The 22832-nt window shown below is 42.6% G+C and carries 25 protein-coding genes; 8 read left to right on the top strand and 17 right to left on the bottom strand.

Annotated elements, in window-relative coordinates; all coding sequences use genetic code 11:
- Positions 1-154: 154 nt before the first annotated feature.
- Both KFQ09_RS13815 and yutH read right to left on the bottom strand, forming a co-directional pair.
- Positions 155-1123 carry a 2-hydroxyacid dehydrogenase gene (locus KFQ09_RS13815; protein ID WP_019743821.1) on the bottom strand — a complete coding sequence of 323 codons (969 nt, stop codon included), beginning with the start codon at positions 1121-1123 and terminating at the stop codon, positions 155-157.
- 74 nt (positions 1124-1197) lie between these two features.
- Positions 1198-2238 carry a spore coat putative kinase YutH gene (gene yutH, locus KFQ09_RS13810; RefSeq protein ID WP_304941605.1) on the bottom strand — a complete coding sequence of 347 codons (1041 nt, stop codon included), beginning with the start codon at positions 2236-2238 and terminating at the stop codon, positions 1198-1200.
- A 113-nt stretch (positions 2239-2351) separates the two neighbouring features.
- On the opposite strand from yutH, the gene KFQ09_RS13805 reads away from it, so the two are divergent.
- Complete coding sequence (locus KFQ09_RS13805) at positions 2352-2852, top strand: phosphatidylglycerophosphatase A family protein (protein WP_024719755.1); 501 nt, start codon at positions 2352-2354, stop codon at positions 2850-2852.
- Positions 2853-2894: 42 nt separating this feature from the next.
- Here the strand turns inward: KFQ09_RS13805 and KFQ09_RS13800 are convergent, their stop codons facing one another.
- From KFQ09_RS13800 to KFQ09_RS13790, 3 genes are read right to left on the bottom strand one after another with little or no spacing between them, the layout of a single operon-like run.
- Positions 2895-3665, bottom strand: coding sequence for a TIGR01457 family HAD-type hydrolase (locus tag KFQ09_RS13800; RefSeq protein ID WP_008346835.1), 771 nt, complete (start codon positions 3663-3665; stop codon positions 2895-2897).
- 21 nt (positions 3666-3686) lie between these two features.
- Positions 3687-4121 carry a DUF86 domain-containing protein gene (locus KFQ09_RS13795; RefSeq protein WP_017367989.1) on the bottom strand — a complete coding sequence of 145 codons (435 nt, stop codon included), beginning with the start codon at positions 4119-4121 and terminating at the stop codon, positions 3687-3689.
- 18 nt (positions 4122-4139) lie between these two features.
- A complete protein-coding gene (locus KFQ09_RS13790; protein WP_008346837.1) occupies positions 4140-4415 on the bottom strand; it encodes a YutD family protein in 276 nt (91 codons plus the stop codon).
- Positions 4416-4535: 120 nt separating this feature from the next.
- Here KFQ09_RS13790 and KFQ09_RS13785 point away from each other — a divergent pair, with 120 nt between their 5' ends.
- Positions 4536-5171, top strand: coding sequence for a YhcN/YlaJ family sporulation lipoprotein (locus KFQ09_RS13785; protein ID WP_007500413.1), 636 nt, complete (start codon positions 4536-4538; stop codon positions 5169-5171).
- 39 nt (positions 5172-5210) lie between these two features.
- Here the strand turns inward: KFQ09_RS13785 and lipA are convergent, their stop codons facing one another.
- On the bottom strand, positions 5211-6107 hold the full coding sequence (gene lipA, locus KFQ09_RS13780; RefSeq protein ID WP_008360456.1) for a lipoyl synthase: 897 nt from the start codon (positions 6105-6107) through the stop codon (positions 5211-5213).
- A 323-nt stretch (positions 6108-6430) separates the two neighbouring features.
- Between lipA and KFQ09_RS13775 the strand changes: the two genes are divergently transcribed.
- Positions 6431-7375: a M23 family metallopeptidase gene (locus KFQ09_RS13775; protein ID WP_223255603.1), complete on the top strand. Its 945-nt coding sequence runs from the start codon at positions 6431-6433 to the stop codon at positions 7373-7375.
- Between the two features lie 72 nt (positions 7376-7447).
- On the opposite strand, the gene KFQ09_RS13770 is transcribed toward KFQ09_RS13775, so the two are convergent.
- Positions 7448-7678, bottom strand: a complete 231-nt coding sequence (locus tag KFQ09_RS13770; RefSeq protein ID WP_008346846.1) for a hypothetical protein — start codon at positions 7676-7678, stop codon at positions 7448-7450.
- Positions 7679-7902: 224 nt separating this feature from the next.
- On the opposite strand from KFQ09_RS13770, the gene KFQ09_RS13765 reads away from it, so the two are divergent.
- Positions 7903-8367, top strand: a complete 465-nt coding sequence (locus KFQ09_RS13765; protein ID WP_255835763.1) for a DUF2691 family protein — start codon at positions 7903-7905, stop codon at positions 8365-8367.
- 78 nt (positions 8368-8445) lie between these two features.
- Here the strand turns inward: KFQ09_RS13765 and yunB are convergent, their stop codons facing one another.
- The 4 genes from yunB to KFQ09_RS13745 all read right to left on the bottom strand — a co-directional run bounded on the left by yunB (position 8446) and on the right by KFQ09_RS13745 (position 11946).
- Positions 8446-9237 (bottom strand): sporulation protein YunB, encoded by a 792-nt coding sequence (gene yunB / locus KFQ09_RS13760; RefSeq protein WP_255835762.1) that lies wholly within the window; start codon positions 9235-9237, stop codon positions 8446-8448.
- A gap of 47 nt (positions 9238-9284) precedes the next feature.
- Positions 9285-9590 (bottom strand): YunC family protein, encoded by a 306-nt coding sequence (locus tag KFQ09_RS13755; RefSeq protein WP_007500404.1) that lies wholly within the window; start codon positions 9588-9590, stop codon positions 9285-9287.
- Between the two features lie 67 nt (positions 9591-9657).
- The gene (locus tag KFQ09_RS13750) at positions 9658-11031 is read right to left on the bottom strand and encodes a bifunctional metallophosphatase/5'-nucleotidase (protein WP_099496729.1); all 1374 of its coding nucleotides are present in this window, start codon (positions 11029-11031) and stop codon (positions 9658-9660) included.
- A 63-nt stretch (positions 11032-11094) separates the two neighbouring features.
- Complete coding sequence (locus tag KFQ09_RS13745; RefSeq protein ID WP_046344412.1) at positions 11095-11946, bottom strand: DUF72 domain-containing protein; 852 nt, start codon at positions 11944-11946, stop codon at positions 11095-11097.
- Between the two features lie 310 nt (positions 11947-12256).
- On the opposite strand from KFQ09_RS13745, the gene KFQ09_RS13740 reads away from it, so the two are divergent.
- Together KFQ09_RS13740 and KFQ09_RS13735 are read left to right on the top strand one after the other, a co-directional pair.
- On the top strand, positions 12257-13429 hold the full coding sequence (locus KFQ09_RS13740) for a PucR family transcriptional regulator (RefSeq protein ID WP_046344414.1): 1173 nt from the start codon (positions 12257-12259) through the stop codon (positions 13427-13429).
- A 64-nt stretch (positions 13430-13493) separates the two neighbouring features.
- Positions 13494-14651, top strand: a complete 1158-nt coding sequence (locus tag KFQ09_RS13735; protein ID WP_255835761.1) for an oxalate decarboxylase family bicupin — start codon at positions 13494-13496, stop codon at positions 14649-14651.
- A 48-nt stretch (positions 14652-14699) separates the two neighbouring features.
- Here the strand turns inward: KFQ09_RS13735 and KFQ09_RS13730 are convergent, their stop codons facing one another.
- On the bottom strand, positions 14700-15893 hold the full coding sequence (locus KFQ09_RS13730) for an MFS transporter (RefSeq protein ID WP_019743815.1): 1194 nt from the start codon (positions 15891-15893) through the stop codon (positions 14700-14702).
- 162 nt (positions 15894-16055) lie between these two features.
- A complete protein-coding gene (locus KFQ09_RS13725; protein WP_255835760.1) occupies positions 16056-17291 on the bottom strand; it encodes a pyridoxal-phosphate-dependent aminotransferase family protein in 1236 nt (411 codons plus the stop codon).
- Positions 17292-17464: 173 nt separating this feature from the next.
- Here KFQ09_RS13725 and KFQ09_RS13720 point away from each other — a divergent pair, with 173 nt between their 5' ends.
- Positions 17465-18343, top strand: coding sequence for an endonuclease I family protein (locus KFQ09_RS13720; RefSeq protein ID WP_017367997.1), 879 nt, complete (start codon positions 17465-17467; stop codon positions 18341-18343).
- 15 nt (positions 18344-18358) lie between these two features.
- On the opposite strand, the gene KFQ09_RS13715 is transcribed toward KFQ09_RS13720, so the two are convergent.
- The 4 genes from KFQ09_RS13715 to KFQ09_RS13700 all read right to left on the bottom strand — a co-directional run bounded on the left by KFQ09_RS13715 (position 18359) and on the right by KFQ09_RS13700 (position 22196).
- The gene (locus tag KFQ09_RS13715; protein WP_096881817.1) at positions 18359-19102 is read right to left on the bottom strand and encodes an IucA/IucC family C-terminal-domain containing protein; all 744 of its coding nucleotides are present in this window, start codon (positions 19100-19102) and stop codon (positions 18359-18361) included.
- Positions 19103-19123: 21 nt separating this feature from the next.
- Positions 19124-20161, bottom strand: coding sequence for a FecCD family ABC transporter permease (locus KFQ09_RS13710; protein ID WP_217816330.1), 1038 nt, complete (start codon positions 20159-20161; stop codon positions 19124-19126).
- Positions 20154-21170: a FecCD family ABC transporter permease gene (locus KFQ09_RS13705; protein ID WP_129547802.1), complete on the bottom strand. Its 1017-nt coding sequence runs from the start codon at positions 21168-21170 to the stop codon at positions 20154-20156. The genes KFQ09_RS13710 and KFQ09_RS13705 overlap by 8 nt, the downstream gene beginning before the upstream one ends.
- A gap of 72 nt (positions 21171-21242) precedes the next feature.
- Positions 21243-22196 carry an ABC transporter substrate-binding protein gene (locus KFQ09_RS13700; protein WP_050826585.1) on the bottom strand — a complete coding sequence of 318 codons (954 nt, stop codon included), beginning with the start codon at positions 22194-22196 and terminating at the stop codon, positions 21243-21245.
- Between the two features lie 243 nt (positions 22197-22439).
- On the opposite strand from KFQ09_RS13700, the gene KFQ09_RS13695 reads away from it, so the two are divergent.
- A complete protein-coding gene (locus tag KFQ09_RS13695; protein WP_234823377.1) occupies positions 22440-22745 on the top strand; it encodes an LCI fold-containing protein in 306 nt (101 codons plus the stop codon).
- Positions 22746-22832 lie beyond the last annotated feature (87 nt).

Here is a 22832-nt window from a genome sequence, read left to right as displayed (position 1 = left end):
AATGTACACACATTATAAAGGGGTATCCTCATTTTGACAAGGTAATAAAATAAGAGAATATGAGAATGAAACCGCTTAACAGCTATTTATATCAAGATTCTATATTTTCAAAATATTTTTGTGAGAAAAGCTCCCGAAGCCGGGAAGCTTGAGATTACGCCTGAACTGGCGTTTTGGCTTGCTGATCTTGCAGGACAAGCGCAATATTTTCAGCACATAAATGCATCATGTTTTTTCTCGTTTCAACACTCGCACTTCCGATATGAGGAAGCACTGTCACATTTGGTAATGTAGTTAACGGGTGATCCGGACTGACAGGCTCCCTGCTAAATACATCCAGACCTGCTCCTGCAATTTTTCCTGTCGTGACAGCATCATATAAAGCCTCTTCGTCTACCGTCTGCCCTCTGGAAACGTTGATGAAGTAAGCCGTGTTCTTCATCTGCTCAAATGCTTTCTTATTAAACATTTCTTTCGTTTCAGGCGTTAAAGGCGTCAAACAAACGATGAAATCAGACTGCGTAAGTAGCTCATCAAATGCGGCATAGGTCACACCTAGCTGCGCTTCTGCTTCTGGCTTTCTTGAACGATTATGATAAAGAACATTCATATCAAAACCTTTTGCCCGCTTGGCCAGTGCGGTTCCAATACTGCCCATTCCGACAATCCCTAACGTTTTATGATGAACATCAGCACCGGCTAGAAGAAGCGGCCCCCAGCCTGTCCAGTTCCCATCCTTAATCCAATCACTCGCTTCGACAATTCGTCTTGCTGACGCCATCAAAAGCGCAAAGGCTAAATCAGCTGTCGATTCTGTTAAGACGTCCGGTGTATGACATACCGTGATCCCGTGCTTTTTAGCTGCCTTTAGATCAATATTGTCATAGCCGACCGCGAGATTCGCGACCACTTTTAGATTTGGAGCATTTGATAAAAGTGCCTCATCTACTTGATCTGACAGCATCGTGAGCAGCCCATCTGCTTGAGCCGCTTGTTTTTCTAACTCTTCTCTTGGACACGGCTCATCCTCGCTCGTCCACATGTCAATATGAGCGACTTCTTTTAATGGTGTAAGTGTTGTTTCATCAAGCTTTCTTGTGATATAGACATAAGGTTTCGTCAAGAAGAACACTCCTTTGGTTGATTTCTTTAAGCATAACGAAAAACGCCTCAAGAGAAAAGAGACGTTTCGTCTGTTCACTGAAACTTCAAATCAGCGGATTGATGAATCCATCCAACAGGAGGAATGAGATGCCCACCGCTGCGCATGGCACTCAATTCTTGAAACACCTTGAGAAAATATTCGTAGCGGTTCGCATCATTTAAAACGTAATCTAATCGTTCTTCATAATAAGATTTTTCATTTTCTCCTGACATATAATAACCTTCGACAATTTCAAAATAATGAAGCGGAAACAGAAGACGGCTGTACAGCAGGCGCTTTGAAAATGATGAAAGAGGCGTAACCTGCTCATATTGCTGCAAAAAGGAGAATCCCTCTTCAATTAAATCCTCCTTATGCTGGACAAAGGTTTCTCTTAAATATTCTGCGATGTCTCTTGTTGGATGGTCAAATACCCAGTCAACAGGTAAACGAAGCGGCTGCTCATGTGGCCAGGTCATACGTGAAAAGCGCTGATGACAAACAGTACCTGAATCACATTCTTTTGGTTCATCATCAAGCTCTGTATCCACTAAATATTGAATGGCATTTTCCGTTAATCCGAGATAATACGGAAAGGATTCAATAAATTTCTTTTCAAATCGTTCAAGTGGTTTTTGATGCATTTGCTGCATCCAAAAGCCTTCCAGCTGGTCTAACCGTTTTGCCCATAATTCCTTCCAAGCTCCGACACGTTTTGTTTCAGACACCTCATAAGGAAACCCTCTTCCCCTGACATGAAAGGCCGCCAGCTCTGATGCGTGCTGAAATGAGCGGCTTGTAACCCGCGGTGCTGCCTTTAATAGAGCGTACAGTTCTTTTCCATGGGTAAAAGTCGGTTTCTCTTCGTTTGTTAATTCAAACACGGCAACGTATGGGTCACCGTCATTCAGTAAATACTGACTGATATGATAAAGCTCTGTGAGTTCTTCTTCTCGCAAATGAGACACGGGAACAATGATGAAGAGAGCTTTCGCCGTTTGAAAGCTCTGATAACTGCCATATGACATAAATTGACGCACATCAATACCAAATGTGTGATAAATGGTTTCTTTCATGATTTCACCTGCGTTCATAAAATCAGTCTCTTATCATATCGTAGTCGCAGGTTGAGGGATTTATGAATACTATTTACTATCCGAAGCTTTTTCACACGTTGTGGACAAATTACGAGGATTGGGTGAGGAACATGCCGCATCATCATGAGATGAACGAAGTAGAAAAAACAGCAAGACGCCGTTTACAAGAACGAGGCGTAACCATTCAAGATATAGCAGACCTTGTCTTCTTTTTACAGGAAAAATATCATCCTGGCTTAGACATGACAGAGTGCATCCACAATGTGGAACGTGTCATCGCAAAACGTGAAGTCCAAAATGCCATCTTAACAGGCGTTGAACTAGACGTTCTCGCTGAGCAAAAAAAGCTGACAGAACCGCTGCAATCCATTCTTGAAACAGATGAAAGTCTATATGGGGTTGATGAAATTTTATCCTTTGCCATCGTTAATATTTATGGCTCCATCGGCTTTACGAATTACGGATATATCGATAAAGAAAAACCAGGGATTCTTGGGAAACTCAACGATAAATCCTCAGGCGAATGCCACACCTTTTTAGATGACATTGTCGGTGCTATTGCTGCGGCAGCATCAAGCAGACTGGCACATAGTGCGAGAAATGCAGAATAAAACACAAAAGAGGACGTGCGTCTGACGCTTGTCCTCTTTTCATTAAGATAATCGTTCAATCCACTCAGATAATGAATCAATGACATAGGTTGGCTGTTTGTCATATTTCTGAAGCAGCTCTTTTGTCGTGACGCCTGTATGGACAAGCAGTGTATCCATCCCTGCATTCATCCCTGCCATAATATCGGTATCATAGTTATCGCCCACCATGAGCGTCTCTGACACATCTGTCCCGAGCACCCGCATGGCCTGTTCCATAATGATAGACTCTGGCTTTCCGATAAATGTTGGCTGCACTGTTGTTGTAACCGTCAGCACAGATGTTAACGATCCATTTCCAGGTAACAGCCCTCTTTCTGTCGGAATGGCAATATCTCCATTTGTTGAAACAAATTGTGCACCTTGACGGATCGCAATGGCTCCTACCGCTAGTTTTTCATATGTAATACCGCGGTCTATTCCAACGACAACGAAATCAGCGTCTTCTTGACCAAACGACAAGCCTTTTTCTTCGATGGCCTGCTGAATGCCTTCTTCTCCGATCACATACACCGAGGCATCTTTCTTTTGTTCTGCGATATAGTTTGCCGTCGCCATACTTGTTGTAAAGACTTGCTCTTCCGTTGCTGGAATATCGAATGAAACCAGTTTCTCTGCTACTTGCTTCGGTGTGCGTGAAGAGTTATTCGTGACAAACAAATAAGGGATGTTCAACTCATTTAACTTGTGAACAAATTGCCCCGCCTCTTCAATCTTTTCTGTTCCTTTATACATCGTCCCGTCTAAATCAATTAAATAGCCTTTGTATTTCATGCTGCTTACAACTCCAATGGTTTATTTAAACGCTGATACTGGTCCAAGCTCCTGCTCCAAGTAAGTGCGAATTCGATTCGGGAAGACTTGCAGCGCCTGTTCTACCTCACTGATGACCTGCAACAAATCGTGATGAACCACTTCTTGGTATTGCTGAACAAGTGTTTTACGGCACGAGACCAGTTTTTTCAGGTGAGTGCCTTCTTCTGTTGGTACAACTTTTTCGTCCACAAGAATATCCATGATGTCGTCATAGCTTCCTGGGTCCCGCATGATAAAGCCGTCAATCATATCATTTCCTGTATCAAGAATACATTCGACGAGCAAATGAACAATTCGTTCTAGCGCTTTTTTTTCTAAAGGGCTTGACCATGTTTGATGACTGCGCATCAAATTATATTGCTCCTCAAAAAAACGTAATGTCTCTTCAATCTTCTTTCTGTCTACGAAATACATCATGACGCCCCCTTTGCGTTATTTTCTAATCCGCTTTAAGACAAAATAGGCACAGCCAAAATTACAGTATTCATAAATGTATTCATCGAGTGTACTGATTTTTGTATCGAATGTGGCCTTTTGGTTTTGGTCATCAAAAAACCCCTTCAGCCTAAGCTGGTTATAGCCCCAATCCCCCACAATATAATCATACTTATTTAAAATATCTGAGTACCTTGCTTTAAACGCTTCCTCATCAAAGCCGTCTTTGATTTCTCTGACAAGATCAAAGGTAGCATTCTGAATGACGATCATCTTCTCACCTCTTTTTAAACGATCCACCTTTAATGATAATTCATTGGAACAACTCCATCAATTGCTAAAGCATGTTTTTTCCGATTTAGCCGAAGCTAAAGAATAAAGGAGGTCACATTTATGATGAAACAACTGACAGCCACTATTCTCCTATGCATGCTTTTAGGCGGGTGCGGCTTTCAATCAGGCATGAACCGGCAAGTGGATGAAGATTCTTCCAGCAAGACAATTCGCCTGTCTGATCGTCATGAAGGAAATAATTCCAACATGCCAGAAGCAGATACGAATCGAGCAGGCTATGTTCGTTATCAGCGCCAGCAAGTCACCGATCAGAAGGAAAGAACGCCTGCTTTAAATCGTGAGCATCTTGCCCACGTGATTACAAGTTTAGCCATTCAGCTGCCAAATATAAAGGACGCAGCAACACTTGTCACAGACGAGGATGCCCTCATTGTGTATCGAACAGGCAACAAAAACCGAGATGAATCAGCCGATCAAGTGAAAAAAACAGCGGTTTCTGTTCTCCCTCGTTATTATCATGTGTACGTCTCTGATAACCCAGAGCACTTTCAATCCATTGCCAATTTTTCACGTCTTCAAACCAATTCACGTGATTTTGATCAAATTTTAACGAAAACGATTCAACAAATGAAATACTCTCCTCAAGGCGGAGATATTTCAACGAAAGAAGATGCCAATGGCATGACGAATTCCGATCGGACCATGAGACGAAACGCACCTTACGGCCAAAATTAATACGAGAAAAAACGCCAGAGAGCTCTGGCGTTTTCTTTGTTATGCTTGCGCCTGACGCTTTTTAGACGCTTCGTTTACTTGTTCGTCTGCATGGTAAGAAGAACGGACAAGCGGTCCAGCTTCACAGTGACTAAAGCCTTTAGACATGGCAATTTCCTTCAGCTCTGCAAACTCATCTGGATGGTAGTATTTTTGCACTTTCAAATGCTTTTTCGACGGTTGTAAATACTGACCAATTGCCATGATGTCGACGTTATTGGCAAGAAGATCATCCATAACTTCGATGATTTCTTCCTTCGTTTCACCAAGTCCAATCATAATGCTTGATTTCGTTGGAATGTCAGGCTGCATTTCTTTTGCACGACGCAAGAATTCCAATGAACGATCGTATGTAGCTCGTGCACGAACTCTTGGTGTTAACCTGCGAACTGTTTCAATATTGTGATTTAAAATATCAGGGCGTGTATCCATTAACGTTTTCAAATTATCATAATTGCCACCCATGTCTGAAGGGAGAACTTCAATTGTTGTGAATGGACTTTTTCTTCTAATGGCACGAACAGTTTCAGCAAATACGCCTGCTCCGCCATCTTTTTGGTCATCCCTTGCAACCGCTGTTATAACAGCGTGCTTTAAATTCATTAAAGCCACTGAATCTGCCACGCGTTCTGGCTCTTGCAAGTCTAATTCAGTAGGAAGTCCGGTTTTCACCGCACAGAAACGGCATGCGCGCGTACAAACAGATCCGAGGATCATAAATGTAGCAGTTCTTCTCACTGCCCAGCATTCGTGAATATTCGGACATTTCGCTTCCTCACAAACGGTATGCAGGTTGTTTTCCCGCATCATTTTTTTCAAACCGGTATAGTTTTCATTCGTATTCAGCTTAATTTTAAGCCAGTCCGGTTTTCTTACGTGCTCTTCCTTCTTTGCCAATTCCATCATCTCCATATGAATTCGTTAAAGGTGCATATACAATCATCTTCCTGCTATATACGATGGATGCAGCTGTTGCCGCAAAAAATTGAATCTTCGGCCTAAGGCCTTTTCTTTAGACACTTTAACATAGTACAGATTGAACAACAAGGGAATGAGCTGCAAAAATACCCAAAAGACTCCTAAAATAACAGAAGAAAATTACTAACATTTTCTTCTTATGAAATAACGTGATCAAACCACACTAAACGGTAGAAGAGATGTTCGAAGAAAGGAGATGGACGTTTGTGAAAGTGGTTTTAGCGATCATCATCGCTCTTTCAATGATTCCCGCATCAGTCCATGCACAAGGGACAAACAAACAGCCCGATGAATTAAAACAGCGAATGGCACTGTATGAAAAGATCGCCATCACCACACAGGTCCCGTGGTATGTACTTGCTGCGGTTGATCAGTATGAACACAATATACGCAAAAGCAGAAGAGATTTACCCAAACAAACAGGTGTGATTGGTATCTACATTCCCCGGGAAATGTGGATAGGACCAGAAAATCCAAATAAGCAGGATACCTCTCCATTAAGCATTAAAGTTTTTGACGGTATTGGGCTTGATGGAAATGGGGATGGAAAAGCAGAAATCGATAACGATGAAGATGTCCTGTTCACGTTTGCTCAATACTTGCTCCATTACGGCAGCAGCATCGACCAATTAAAAATTGCGCTGTGGGATTATTACGGACGTGATCAAACCGTTGGAATCATTTCATCTTTTATGAAGCTCTATCAGCATTACGGCCATCTTGACCTTGGAAAGCATGCGTTTCCTCTTCCGGTTGGCGCTGACTACAGCTACAGGAGTACATGGGGTGATGCGAGAGGCTTTGGAGGCAGAAGAATTCATGAGGGCACTGATCTATTTGCTCATTACGGTCTTCCTGTTCGTGCGACATCGTACGGCGTGATTGAAATGAAAGGCTGGAACCGCTTTGGCGGCTGGCGGATCGGCATTCGAGATATTCATAATCATTATCATTATTTTGCCCACTTAAATGGCTTTGCAAAAGGACTCAAAGCTGGGCAGATTGTAGAACCTGGTCAAGTCATCGGATCAGTCGGAAGCTCCGGTTACGGTCCACCTGGCACAGCAGGAAAATTCCCGCCACACCTTCATTATGGCATGTATAAAGACAATGGACGAACTGAATGGTCGTTTGATCCTTACCCTCATTTAAGGGCATGGGAAAGAGCCGAGCGGAAACGTCGATAAATAAAAGGAGAAGTTTAGCGATACCGCTGGCTTCTCCTTTTAATATGTATCAACATTATCACTTGTCTACTGTTACTGCTTATGCTTTTCTTTCAATCCTAAAACTAAAAAAAGAATACCCATGATGAAAAAAAGGAGATACACAACTGTTACTTCAAGTGGAATCATGTCAAACATCCCTCTAAATAAGTCGACACTCAAACTGTCGCTCCCAGCTAATAATATCGATGCTGACATATATTTAGCACTAAATACAATGGCAAATACTAAAAAACAAAACCCGCTTACATGAATTTTCTTCATATCAATCAAATCCTCCTCTCACTTTCATAACAGACGATCGTGAAAAATCAGCCTTCAGGATAGCTACACTATTCAAATAAGGAAAACAATGAACATTTATCATGGCACGTGATTCGTATGGAATCAAGTGGTCAATTAGGATAAGATGAACAGATCACATAAAAAAAGTCTAAGCATCGCAGCCAATGAAAGATTACTTCACAAAGAGTTAGGGGGTTGTTTTTTTGAAAAGAGGAATGACCTTTACCATTCCAAATGAATATGGAGCCTTCCTTGGAGAAGTGCTAAAACCGATCGACATCACCAAATTCAGCTGGCGAATCGATACCGAAGACTCGAATATACTAGTTGATGGCGAAAAAGATGAAGAACTTTTTCCTGAAGGTAAAACAGAAATGGACGGTATAGAACTCAAACACCTCATTGAAAACAAGACGTATTATATGATTTTCGCCGATTTACAAGCATATCCAAAAGGGACATTGTCTCATATTAAGACCTATGAAGAATTTATTGAAAGCCAATGCGAGCTTGTTCTTTTAGTGGCCGATTGCTCCTATGTTACGATCTATTGCAAAAATAAGGGAACACTCGAATGGCTATACAAGAATGCAGTTGAATGTGGATTTGAAGACGTGACCTATATCACCGATGAAAATGATGCAAGGACAAGACTGTCTGTTTCGTAACAACAAAACGTTCATCACAAAAACACTATATGCAATCACAGCGTATGAAAAAAACAGCCCAATTCGTCCATTGGGCTGTTATTCTTTCTTATCCTTTTTCTCTGGCAGAACAATCGATGGTGCGCCTGAATTTGTTCCGCTGCCATTATAATAATCTGGGACGTCTCCTTGAACGGCTTGGATGGAGACAGGCACGGAATTTTTGACGACGATGGTTTCTGAGGCGAATGGGATGATGACTCTCACCTTCACCTCAATGAGCACACTAATATCAATCAAGGCATTGTTAATGCCATATGGCTTGATGTTTTTTTCAACGTCTGTATGCGGGTCACCAATGACACTAAATCGTACAGGTACTTTTGGTCCTAGGTTGGCGATAAGTGCATTTCCGGACGCTTGCCCAAGCGGAATGTTATATATAATGCCGTCATGTCCATCTGTTTGATCCTTTAATGCTTCTTTTGCCTCTTTTTGAAAATTCCCCTTTTCAATGTCCTCTAGATTTTTTTGAAGGTGACGTGACAGGTCAGCCATTGCTTTCGATGTTGCTTGCGCATTGAAGTCGATAGTTGTCACTTTTCCGTTCTCACTTGTATTCATCACAACCATATCTTTCATATTCTCCTGATCATCTGCAAAATCTTGAACAGAATATTGGATGAGATGATTGGCAATTCGTTCTGTTTCTAGTTCAGCAATGTGAATCAACGTTGGTTTAATGGAACGATTGATGAAGAATAGGCTAATGACAGTTGAGAGCACAAAAAATAATACGGCAAGCAGCATGACGTAACGAAATGGCAGAGGGCCCTTTTTATAGGGCGATAACGGCGGTTTAATCTCAATAAAAAATCCCCCCTTCTCCATTACAAGTGTATGCAGACAGGCGGGGGGATAGGAATCATCTGTACATTTTATTTCACCATTTTTAATAATGCATCTCTTCCAATTGTGCCAGCATGAATGCCGAGTGACTCAGCGGCATATGTCACAGATTCTAAAGGTGCATCCAGCAATTGCTCGATAGTTCTTACACCGACTGCTCTTCCTGCGATGATTCCTCTATCTGCAAGCTTTTCATTTAGGAGCCCGACATCAAGTGCACCGCACATAATATAACCATGCTCATTTGTCACTGCCATGAAATTGGTCTTTGGCAGTTTGACGGTGACGGCTGTAAAGGAATGGCCATCAATTGTAATAGGTGTTAAATTCACCATATCCCTTCACTCCCTTCAACACAATCTATGTGAAGGGAGGGCAAGTGTTGTTAGGCTGGAGCGGATTTCACTTTGCGTCCCTCAATCGCCAGCTCAGGACATCACGTAAAAATTCCGGCATAAAATATTCGATGTGTTCATGGTCACGTATATGAGGAAAAAGAGAACCAAGTGTATACATATCCACTGTGCCAACCTTATAGGAATCATCTTCTTTGACGAGTTGATCGTTTACATAGATATCTTTTACTCGTTTGGTTTCGCCCTCTTCTAATGAATAAGTCAAACCGCTGTATAGTATTTTCCCCATCAGTTCGCCTCTAAAGCCAAAGCCTTTGATGCGCAGTTGTTCCATTTTTTCTTCACAGCCACGAGAAACTGTTTCGATCAATTGCTTCCCAGTAAGCGTCACCCGGATTGGATTAATGGGGTGCGGGCATATCCGGTGAATGTCTTCTCTAGTGACGATGCCAGCCTCTAATGAATCAAGCACCATCCCTGCATTCATCATGCCGATATCTGCCTCGCACCATTCTTTAATGGCATCTGTTAAAAGTTGCGGAAGCTGGGAGTCATCAAACCACTTTGTTTCGAGCTTTGATTTAATGGATGTCACTTTTTCCTGCATGAGTGACTTCGCTCGTCTTTCTGCTTTCTGTAAAGTCATGATCGCTTCATCGGATTCGCTGATCAGCTGGTCCACTGATTGCACCGTCGCTTTTTTCTCGATGAGCTCGCTACTCGCTGTGTCAATGGTCAGCTCGACACAGCCAATATAATGCCCATACTTTTCAGCACATGCAAGAAGAACGCCATTATCCATTTCGCCCTGTTCTAAAAGATGATGCGTATGTGAGCCTAAGATGATGTCGATTTCCGGGAAGTCATGGGCTACCTCTCGATCATGGATGATGCCTAGATGGGAAAGAAGAACAATGACATCGGCTTGTCCTTTCACTTCTTGCAGCATCTCCCGTATGCTCTCAAATGGGTCTGTAATGTCCCAGCCCAGCTTTTCATAGACAGGTGTATACGCAATGGTCACCCCTAAGACGGCGATCTTCAGTCCATTGTTCAACGTGATCACTTCATAAGGCTTTGCCCACGATGGTCTTTTGCCTTTTTCAAATAAATTAGATAAAATCACCGGGAATTGCGCGTCTTTGTACAATTGGTCGAGCTGCTCATGAGGCAACGTAATGCCTTCATTATTACCAATTGTGACGCCATCATAGCCAAGCTGATTGAGAAGTTTGACATTCACTTTTCCATAATCCGCTTCTGATACAAGGTTTACTCGATCCATATGATCGCCAATATCAAATAAGAGCATCTGATCGTGAACTTGACGCTTTTCTTCAATATAAGCTGCGATTTTTGGCCAATTTTCAAAGTGGCTGTGCAAGTCGTTTGTATGATATAACCATAGCTTCTGCAGCATGTTGATCTCTCCCTCAAGTTGTCACTGAACCGTCTCGTTCAAGTTGAAAGCCGCAGCTCTCGTTTAACTAAATAAATCTAACTGCTTCGGGGATAAGCTTGAATACGTCAAATCCAGCAAATCAATCATTTGCTGGCCATTCGTCGCCGCATCTCCGCCTGAGTTATTATTAAATACGACATATACATCTTTCGACTGCTGATGCAGGATGTCGAGGTTCTTTTTCCATTCCTTTAGTTCAGCTTCATTATATAAATATAAGTAACGAACTTCACGCCAGTTCTCATGATCTGCCGGGTGAAGCCAGCCTTGTTTATTTCTTCCGTGGAAACGGACCAATGTTTTGTCAAGGTGTGTGGCTTTTATGACTGGCGGTATAGACCCTTCTCCGACTTGCGGTTCATCACAGACGGAATGAATCCACCCTTCTTTCTCCATAAAGGATAAGGTTTGTTCATAAAACTCGTCTGAAAACCAAGTCCGGTTTCGGAATTCAAGTGCACAAGGAATGTCCCCCATCTTCTCCTTACACCATCTTAAATAGTGGACGTGCTCCTTTTTGCAATCAAACCATGGTGGAAATTGAAACAGAACCATCGCCAGTTTCCCTGCTCGAATGAGAGGAGTCAGTGAAAGAATAAAGGCATCAAACATTTCTTCCTTTGAAGCAAACGGGATCTCACCTCTTTGATGCCCGGTCATTCCTTGATATGCTTTCACGACAAATTGAAAGGCGTCTGGCGTATCTTTTATCCATTTTTCATGGTTCCGCTCAGGCTGAACAGCATAAAAGCTTGCATCCAGTTCCACAATGGGAAACGTTGATGCGTAGTGAAACAGCTTTTGAGAACTGCCGATTCTCGGCGGGTACAGACTGTCATGATCGCCCCAGCCAGTTAATCCGATATAAATCATCTATCTCACCTCTTGCCACTTGCTTGTCTAAACGGATTTTCCCATTGAAAGTCTTTGTTTCTTGGGATACCCATCTTTCTGAAAGAAATTCTTCTGTCTACAATATCATATTTACCTATTTTTCTGAATGAAGATGACTGATGTGATGTTGCCCTGCCATCTTTTTTGTGATATTACATCACAACTTTCTATCTAAATTGAATGGAGCTGATAACATAAAATTGATATCAGAGACTTTGACAGCGATTGTCCATTTTTTTATTCATCTTCACCAAAGGATTCAGCTCTAAAAAAAGGAGAATGAGTGGATATGAACATTGTCGATCATCATGTTGAAGCATTGCAAAAAGTGGCCCAAAGAATTCATCAGCCTGTCTATTTGATCAATCAGTATGGACGTGTTCTTTTCACCTCACCCCAAGGTATGACAAACCCAGATTGGATACAAATGCTCCGCTTGTTTCACAGTACGCAGCAGCATTATTTTTCTATGGTTCATTCAAAAGAAAGCGTTTCTGTTTTTCCTATCTATATAAACGAACAATCTTATAATTATTTAGTCGTTCCCGCCTTCATTCATCCTCAAGACGACATGGAGCTACATTTGGCCATTGTACAAGCTGTAAATGCCATGTCCATTTCACGCATCAAACAACATGCCATCAAGCAATCGACAGAGCGAGCCAAAAATGAATGGTTTCGCAAATGGATGGAGGGGACGATTTCCTCAGAGCAAGATGTCACCCGCCTAGCACGCATGTTTGGATTAAACACAACGATTCCCTATCTATGTATTGTCTGTCAACTTGATCAGAGCAGTCATTTCTCTTGTTTCCTTAAGCAGCAAACCCTTGTAGATGATGTGTTTGATTTACTTGAAAGCACCCTTTCGCACTGTCCATATCCCGCCTTTCTTTTTGTCAAAGGAGATATCGGCATCATCCTTATAGAAGAGACTGGCGGGTGGCAGGCAATGAACAAATCGATCTGCTCTTTTTTAAAACAACTGCAGATCCTTATTAAACAGCATGTGAATGCCACCATTTCCTTTGGTGTGAGCTTAAGCGGTTATCTCATCACCGATCTGCCAAAAGGATTCAGTGAAGCTGTCCATGCTCTGCAATCAGGCCAGCTCTCATTAAGAGCTGAATATATTCAGTTCTATCAAGCAAAAGATGTGTCAGATTTACTGAAGCTCATCCCACCAAAAGATTTAACAACATTCTATGAGCAGTACCTCCACCCATTATATGAACAACCACAAGTCGATCCAAACCTTCTCCACACCTTATCTGTTTATGTCGAAACACATTGCCATATTTCAGAAACAGCCAAGCGTTTATCTGTTCATCGCAACACCGTGATATATCGACTAGAGAAATGTGAAGAACTGCTCCAGATCAGCCTAAAAGATCCTGACGCAACATTGCGCTTGCGATTAGCTTTGCGGATTCAAAAACACCTTTCATCCGATTCCAATTGAATCTTTTTTTCTTACGCCTCATATATTTTGGAGGAGAAATGTGAATGACAAGGAGTGGTGTCAAATGGATGAGGAGATTCGTCACATCCCGCAACCAATTCGAGACGATGGGGCCGGCGCAACCGATTTAGGCCCGCGAGACGTTCTGCGCGATTTGGAGAACCCAGATATGTTCGTCCCCCCAAAAACGGATGCGGGGACGATTCCTAATTTAAAATTTTCATATTCTGATACACATATGCACTTGAATCATGGCGGCTGGTCGAGGGAAATTACCGAGCGAGAGCTGCCTGTTTCAACAACGATTGCTGGTGTAAACATGAGGCTTACGCGCGGAGGTGTTCGTGAGCTTCATTGGCATAAGCAGGCGGAATGGGCATATATGATTTTAGGCAAAGCCCGGATCACATCTGTAGATGCAGAAGGACGGAATATGATCGCTGATGTTGAAGAAGGAGACTTGTGGTATTTCCCGCCCGGTATTCCGCACTCCATTCAAGGTCTTGAGGATGGCTGTGAGTTTCTCCTTGTGTTTGATGATGGTGCTTTTTCTGAATTTGATACGTTCACCATCACAGACTGGTTTGCTCATACACCAAAAGACATTCTTTCTGCTAATTTCGGCGTGCCAATCAAGCTGTTTGACCGCATTCCTCATAAACAGCGCTATATGTTTCAAGGCTCTTCACCGGCATCCATTGAAAACCAAACAGTCTCTGATCCATACGGCGGCATCAAACCGCCATTTACCCACCAGCTCCTTCGTCAAAAACCAATCGTGACCTCTGGTGGAACCGTACGAATCGTCGACTCACGCAATTTTCCAGTATCGAAAACGATTGCTGCTGCACTTGTGGAGGTAAAACCTGGCGGGATGAGAGAAATGCACTGGCACCCGAATAATGATGAGTGGCAATACTATTTAACCGGCACAGCCAAAATGACGGTTTTTGGAGCAGGCGGGACAGCTCGCACCTTTAATTACAGAGCAGGTGATGTTGGTTATGTTCCTTTCGGGATGGGGCATTACATACAAAATATCGGGCAAACGAGCCTTTGGTTTCTAGAAATGTTTAAAAGCGATCGATTTGCTGATATTTCATTGAACCAATGGATGGCCTTAACCCCTCCTCAATTAGTGAAGGAGCATTTGCATGTAGACGATGCATTGATTCATGCGTTGCATAAAGAAAAATCACCAGTTGTGAAGTATGAGCGATGACGAAAAAAACCGATCCATTTGTGCTGATCGGTTTTTTCTATGCTGTCATTACGATACGGCATGGGAATGTTGCTGCGCTTTTTTCGCCCATAAAATAGAAGCAATGAAACTCATACAAAGCACCAGCGTTCCAAACATAAATGGCAGCTCAATATTCACATCAAATAAAATACCCGCAAGACTTGGCCCGACGATATTCGCAAGGCTCATAAAGGAGGTATTGAGGCCGCCTGCTACCCCCTGCTGATTCCCTGCCATTTTAGAAAGTAATGTATTAAGAGCTGGACGAACAAACGAGGTGGCTGATAAAAATAAAATAGAGCCCGTAAAAATGAGCCAAAAGGAAGGAGCAAAGCGGCAGGCGATCAGCATAAATGCCGCAGCTAAAAGGGCATAACGGACGACACGCATTTCGCCAAATCGTTTCACAAAGGTATTTACTAAAGCACCTTGAACGATGACACCCGCAAGTCCAGCTACCGTAATGACAAATGCAATATCCTTCGGTGTAAAGCCATGTTTTTGGTCGACATATAAGCCAAAGATCGATTCAAAATGAATGATTCCGAAATTCAAAACAAAGGCCAAGATAAACAAAAAACCGTATGGTGTTTTTAAAGCCTGAATCATCTGCGTAAAAGGATTGAAATGAAGCTCTTTATTCAATCGTGCTTCTTCCTGCTTTTCCTTTGTTAAAGTTTCAGGTAAGAACAAGAAAGACAACAGCGTCGACAGGGCTGCAAAAGAACCAGCGATGAGGAAAGGAAAAGCAATCCCAAACTCAACCAAATAACCGCCCACACCCGGTCCAATGACAAAGCCTAACGTCATTGCTGCACTAAATAGCCCCATTCCTTTCCCTCGATCCTTTTCACTTGTGATATCAGCAATGTAGGCAAACATGGCGGGCATCAGCAGCGCACCAGCAGCTCCGCCTAAAAATCGAGACACAAACAGCATCCAAAGCTGATCGGCAAATGCAAAAATAAATTGAGCTACCGTAAAGCCGGCAATCCCAGCAATAATCAATTTTCTGCGTCCAAATCGATCAGTCAGCGCTCCGGCGACGGGTGATAAAGCAAATTGTGTCAGACCAGTTGCAGCAACGAGGAAACCAAGTGTTTTCCCAGTTGCGCCAAAGGCTTCAATATAACTTGGCATGACAGGAACGATCAGACCAAATCCAAGCATGGCAATAAAAATATTGAGCATCAAAATGTACAATCTGCCCATTTTTTTCATATTAAAACCTCTTTCTTCAAAATAAATGAAAATGATGACAAAAATGATAAGAACTTCTTCAGTATAGCGATATCGCTCTCTATAAGTCTAGTTTTTCAAAAAACAGCGTTTTTTCCCAAATAAAAATACCCGCTGGTGGCGAGTATTTTGAGTATCCCTTTTTTATTCAGCTTGTTCATAGATGGAAAGAGCCGCCTGTAACCCAGCGCCACAATTGATGGCTGCGCCGTATTTCATCAAGATGGCTTCAAGGCCTGCTAAAACAAATAGAATATTTTCCTTTCGGCAGCTATAGCCCATTGAGCCAATTCTCCATATCCGTCCTGCAAGCGGACCAAATGAACTCGCAATTTCAATTCCAAAATGATGAAGAAGATCAGCCCGGACCGCTTCTCCGTCGATATCACTTGGAATGACGATACACGTCACGACCGGCATTTTGCAGTCTGGATCACCGAATAATTCAAGCCCCATCGCTTCAAGGCCTGCCATTAAAGCCTTCTCATGAAACAAGTGGCGCTGAAAACGTTCCTCCAAGCCTTCTTCCAGCACAAGACGAACCCCTTCTCTCAGTGCATAAAGCATCGTTGTCGCTTCTGTATGATGATTTAACCGCCTCGGGCTCCAATAATCTTGCAGCTGGCTTAGATCAAAGTAATTGCTTTTGATTGGAGAAATGTCTACCTGTTTTTGCAGTTCGTCCTGTGTTGCAATCCCTTTTTCGACTTTCTTTCTCAATTGTACGACGTCTGCCACTCGTTCATTATATGTGATCGGTGACATCCCTGATGGAACAGACAAGCATTTCTGCGAGCCCCCAATTGCCGCATCGATTTTCCATTCGTCTACCTTGACCTCGACTCCACCAATTGTCGCCACAGCGTCTACAATAAAAAGCGCATCAAGCGCTCGGCATGCTTCACCAATTTTCTCAAGCGGCTGTAATCTTCCGGTAGATGTTTCACCATGAACCATCGCAACAATTTTCGGCTTGACTTGATGCATCTCTACGATGATGTCGTCTTGCTTAAAAACCGTTCCCCATTCACATTCCATTGTATGTACCTCAGCACCATAGCGCTGTCCAATTTCAATCAGCAAATGACCGAAGCGTCCAAAGACCGGAACGAGCATCACATCTCCGGGCTCGATCACACTGGCAAGCACAGCTTCAAGTCCTGAGCGGGACGTCCCATCAATTGGATAAGCCCATTCATTTTCTGTTTGAAAAAGTGATCGTAATAAGGTCATCGTTTCGTTCATGATCTCTGTAAATGCAGGATCAAATTGACCAAGAATTGGTGTACTCATCACTCGAAGGACTCTCGGATCTACTTCGACAGGTCCTGGTGTCATAATGGTTCTAGTAGGTGTGTTTAGTTCTTTCACGTTATCCATCCTCTCCCTTGCTGTGTCCATCCTTATATGCCCACTTATACAGCAATGCTGATAAAATAGCAATCTCTTTTCTTACGAATTGATTACATAAAATTTACGATAAATCCATTTATTTCTTTATGGCAATATGATAGAACTAAAGAGTATACATTCCCTATGAAGGAGGAAATAGAATGAAAAGATCTTTATTTGGAACTGTGGCCGCCGGAATCATGATTTTCGGTACATTTGCCGCTCCGCTGCCTCCCGCTGCAAATGCTCAAGGCTTTACTCTGAATGAACCGAGTCAAACCATCACCTTTTCCCCGTTACAGCTACAAACCGAAACATCTGCTCAACATGCCAAAACAACCGCTTCAAGTCAAATTGATTCCTATTACCAATCTGCTGCTGGCAAATCTGGGCCTGCTCTTAAGAAAGCATTACACGATATTATTGATGATCATACGCAGCTATCCTACAGCCAGGTTTGGGATGCATTAAAGAAAACGGATGAAGATCCAAAAAATCCAAGCAATGTGCTCTTGCTCTATAGCGGTATCTCCAGGTCTAAGCAAGCAAATGGAGGAAACGTGGGACAGTGGAACCGGGAGCATGTGTGGGCTAAATCTCACGGCAATTTTGGGACGAGCCAAGGACCTGGTACAGATCTCCATCACCTTCGGGCAACAGACGTACAAACGAATAGCACACGAGGAAATTTAGATTTTGATATAGGCGGAAATGAATACAAGGGAGCTCCGGGTAACTTCTACGACAGCGACTCATTTGAACCTCATAGCCGGGTGAAAGGAGATGTAGCAAGAATGCTCTTTTATATGGCCGTCCGATATGAAGGCGATGACCGCTTCCCAGATTTAGAATTGAACAACAAAGTGAATAATGGAAGCGCCCCTCTTCACGGCAAAATGTCTGTCCTCTTGAAATGGCACAAGCAAGATCCAGTCGATCAAATCGAACGGAATCGTAACGAAATCATCTATCAAACGTACCAGCACAATCGCAATCCTTTTATTGATCACCCTGAATGGGTAAGCGATATTTGGGAATAAAAAAGAGAGGCACTGCTATGAGCAAGCAGTGCCTTTCTTTTTTTCAAGCGGACAGACGAGACAATAATCAAGGCTCTCTGATTTTTTCTCAAGCTTATAATACATACAGCAAGTCTTTCGATTTGATGTGTCTAGCAAACTTTCATCTAAATTTAAGCTGTGCTGAAAAGGATTTTGCTTCGCTCCGAAAAGATCACCCGATGCCTTCTTCAGAAACAAATAATCCTCCCGTACGCGCTCTTTCATTTTAGGCTCTTCCGTTTCTCGCATCATGCTACGGTAAAGAGAATTGATACGTACCGCTACATTTTCCCATAAAATTGAATACGGAAGTCTTGAAGTACGTTTCAATACATCTAAAAGTGGTGTGACACACTGCGTAAATAGCATGCGGACGACCTGTTCTCTCCACTCATGACGATCTCCTTCTAACTGAACAAATGAACAGAGCGTTTCATCTAGCTCAATTTTACGATCTTCTCTAAAGACACACGCCTCTGGTGAAAACCGGTAGACAGCATCATACATCGTCATCAAGTACAAAGTAGAACTAACAGCTAAATAGGCATAGCGTTTTGAAAACATGGACGCCGCCACTGCTATATTCGGTGCATGCATCGCTTCCTTTTCAGCTTCTAATAAACGTCTGATAGATGCTTCTGAAAAAAGCGCAGCAAGTGTGCGATCAGATGTCATTGGTCCATTTGTGATGTGTACCCCGAAATCAAGTAATTCTCTCTCAACCCACTCTGGCTTCATGTCAAAACCCCCATCTTTCGTTTAACGATTTCGCTGTTGATATAACAAATAAATAAAGAACGGTGCACCAATCGCCGCCGTAAACACACCTGCCGGGACATCTAACGGGAGAAAGGCCGTTCTCGCAACTAAGTCTGCCAGCATCACGAGAATACTTCCAACAAGCGCAGATGCTGGAACAAGCGCAATAAAGGAACGACCGATGATCATCCTTGCCACATGTGGCGCCATCAGTCCAACAAATTCAATACCACCTGCGAATGCAACGGCAATACCGGCTAATGTCACACTCATCAGTAGAAAGAATAACCGCTTCGCCTGAACCTTGACTCCGAGACCTGTTGCAAGATCATCTCCAAGCTCCTTTACATTCATCGTTCTTGCCAGCACCATGACAATCGGTAAAATCATCAATACCCAAGGGAGCATTGCGATGACGTCCTTCATTGTAGAACCATATAAACTGCCCGTCAGCCAGATGTATGACTTGGTCGTGGTCATCGTATCGCTGAGCACAAGAGTAAACGTCACACACGCCTTCATAATGGCGGAAATCCCAATCCCCATCAAGACGAGCGTGATCGGCTTGACGCCTTTTTTCCATGAAAGCATATAAATCAGGCATGATACCGCAAAAGCGCCTGCAATGGCCCACAACGACTGATAAGCAATAGGCACAGTGCCCATCCAAAAGACGATGAACATAATGGCGCCAAACGACGCTCCGCTCGTAATTCCTATGATGTCAGGCGATGCAAGCGGATTTCGAATGAGACCTTGTAAAATAAGCCCCGATACCGCAAGTGCCGCTCCCACTAAAACCGCAAGCAGGGTCCTTGGAATCCTCAACGTATTTAATACAAACGTATTTCCCTCGCCTTGTCCGAAGATATGCAGCAGCACATCCGTAGGCGGAATAAACCGGCTGCCCATACAAAGGCTCAGAATAAATAAACCAAAGGCAATGCCTGTCAATAATAGTAAAATTAAAAACGTCCGCTTTGAAAATTGAAATGAAATGCGTCCGCCCTTTGAACGCACTGTGTATGTTTTAGCCACCTGTCTTCAACCCCTTGCGCACGAGATAAACAAATAGAGGCGCTCCTGCTACCGCCGTCATGACACCAATCGGTACTTCCTGCGGCATGATCAGAAAACGTGCGGCAAGATCTGCGACAAGTAAAAGCGACGCCCCTACAACGGCACAATACGGCAGTACCCAGCGGTGGTCAGGTCCAACAAGCTTTTTCACAATATGCGGCACAAGAAAACCAACAAATCCAATGGATCCTGCGACAGCGACGGAACCTCCTGCTAAAAAGACGACAAGTATCCCCATCGTCATCTTCAAAAGAAGCGTACGCTGGCCAAGCCCTTTCGCAATATCATCACCCGATAAAAGGACATTGATCGAGCGGCCAAGAAGCAGCGCCACCACAGTCGCCCCAAGAATATAAGGCAGCACAGGCAGCAGCATATCTATACTTCTTCCTGACACTGAACCAGCCATCCAGAACAGGATGCTTTGAATGGACTGTTCATTCACGATTAAAAGTCCTTGAGTAAAGGACGCAAATAGAGCAGATATCGCAGCACCTGCGAGTACAATTTTGACCGGTGTCAGTCCGTCTCTTCCAATGGAGCCTAGAAGAAAGACGAGCATACCTGCAATGGCAGCGCCTAAAAAGGCCGTCCACATATAACCTGTTAACGACTCGGTAGAAAAGAAAACAATCGAAATCACAATAAAAAAGAGTCCACCTGCATTAATACCTAAAAGATCTGGTGCAGCCAGCGGATTTCTCGTCAATGCCTGCATGAGTGCACCTGAAATCGCTAGACTTGATCCAACGACCGTCGCAATTAAAGCTCTTGATAATCTGGATGTCATGACAATGACACTGTTTGGATCTGACTCATCGAACTGAAGAAACGCATGGATAGTGGCTTTGAGGGGAATGGAGGTTTGCCCAAGAGAAATACTGAGCATAAAAAAGACCAACATCAATACGATGAATCCAGCAAATAGCAGTGCCTTGCTCGAATCCTTTTTTAATAAACTTCTCATCTGATTCCCGCTTTCAATCTGTTATGGAAAAAAGGAGAAAATGGTATGTTCACATTTTCTCCTCCGTTCTACTTATTGATCAATTCCTAGACGATCATAAATATCATCAAGCATCATGTTTGCAGCAATGATTCCGCCTGCCATGTTCCAAGTGATTTCATCCACTTTATGCACTTCTTTTGCTTTGACTGCGTCAAGCTGTTTCCATAAAGGATGACTTGTCCACTCTTTATATGTTTTTTCAGCAGCCTTGTCTTGTTCACCTATGAAATAGTAGATCACATCCGCATTCATTTGTGGAATGCTTTCCTTGTCTGTTAATTGGACAACATCTAGTTTTTTATCTTTAATATTCTTAGGCCCTTCAAATCCTAACTCTGTCAAAATCGAACCTGCAAATCCAGTTTGGTAGATTCGCGTATGATCCGCTCGGAAATTAACAACTGCGACATTCAATGGCCAGTTTTTAATGTCCTTTTTCGCCTTTTCTTTGAAATCAGCGACACGGTCATCCCACTTCGTCAGCAATTCTTTTGATTTATCTTGCTGATCTAGCGCTTCACCCATTAACTTTACTGTATCTTTAAAAGTATACACTGTGTCAGTTGCAACAGTTGGCGCGATTTCTTTCAGCTGATCAAATATTTCTTCGTGGCGAATCTTTGATGCAAAGATGACATCTGGCTTCAGCTTTTCAATTTCTTCTAAGTTTGGTTGTGTTTCCTGCCCAACAATTTTGACACCCTTTAAATCATCTCTTAAATATTTATACGTAGGTGCTTCAAGCCAAGATTCTACAACACCCACTGGTTTAATGCCCATAGCAACGGCTGCATCCGTTGCTCCTTGATACAACGTCACCACACGTTTAGGCGATCCTTTAATTTCAGTTGAACCGATAGCGCTTTCAATGGTTCTTGTTTTCTCATTACTATCTGACTTGCCTTCACTGCTATTACTGCCACAAGCCGCAAGTAATACGATGGAGAGCACAACTAATAGCGACCAAAAAGATTTTTTGAACATGTACCTCACCTATCCATTCTATATGTAGTCATATCGTTTGATAACGATTCTCATTATCACAATTTGATTTTATCATAGAAAAAGATGGTGTCAATGTAAAATATAAAAATAACAGATAATAACCTTCCAATCTAAAATGGAATATTACGGAAAATATAATTCTTTCGTCTCTTTTTTGATGACATCTATTTTCCTATAATGAGGTTGTAAGTAAATACAGATTTTGGAAAGGGAATGATCTTAATGAAATGGAAAAAAACTATGACTGGTGTCGCTCTTTCTTTTGGGTTACTTCTTTCTTCGTATGTTCCAGCAGCTAGTGCTACTTCATCTTCACAAGCAGACAGTACAGATCTCGTTGCTCGTACAAGTGCAACTGTCACAACCTGCCCTGAAGAGATCTTAAGGAAATTCCGTAACTCAAACAAACCTTACTTATGTATGTACTCTGACACAGCTATTTTTGCCAACTCTTTCACAGCATACGGAATGAAATGGTATTTTAAAGGAAGCTCTGGACTCTATGCTTATTATGAGGGTGCTGTATAATCGATAAAGTAAAAAACACCGATAAGAGAATGTTGTGATCTTTAGCAACGTTTCTTTTATCGGTGTTTTGTTACATTCACAGTGAGT

Source organism: Bacillus sp. FS02, assembly GCF_024398395.1.
Lineage (GTDB): Bacteria > Bacillota > Bacilli > Bacillales > Bacillaceae > Bacillus > Bacillus altitudinis.
This window is presented reverse-complemented; position numbering and strand designations above follow the sequence as displayed.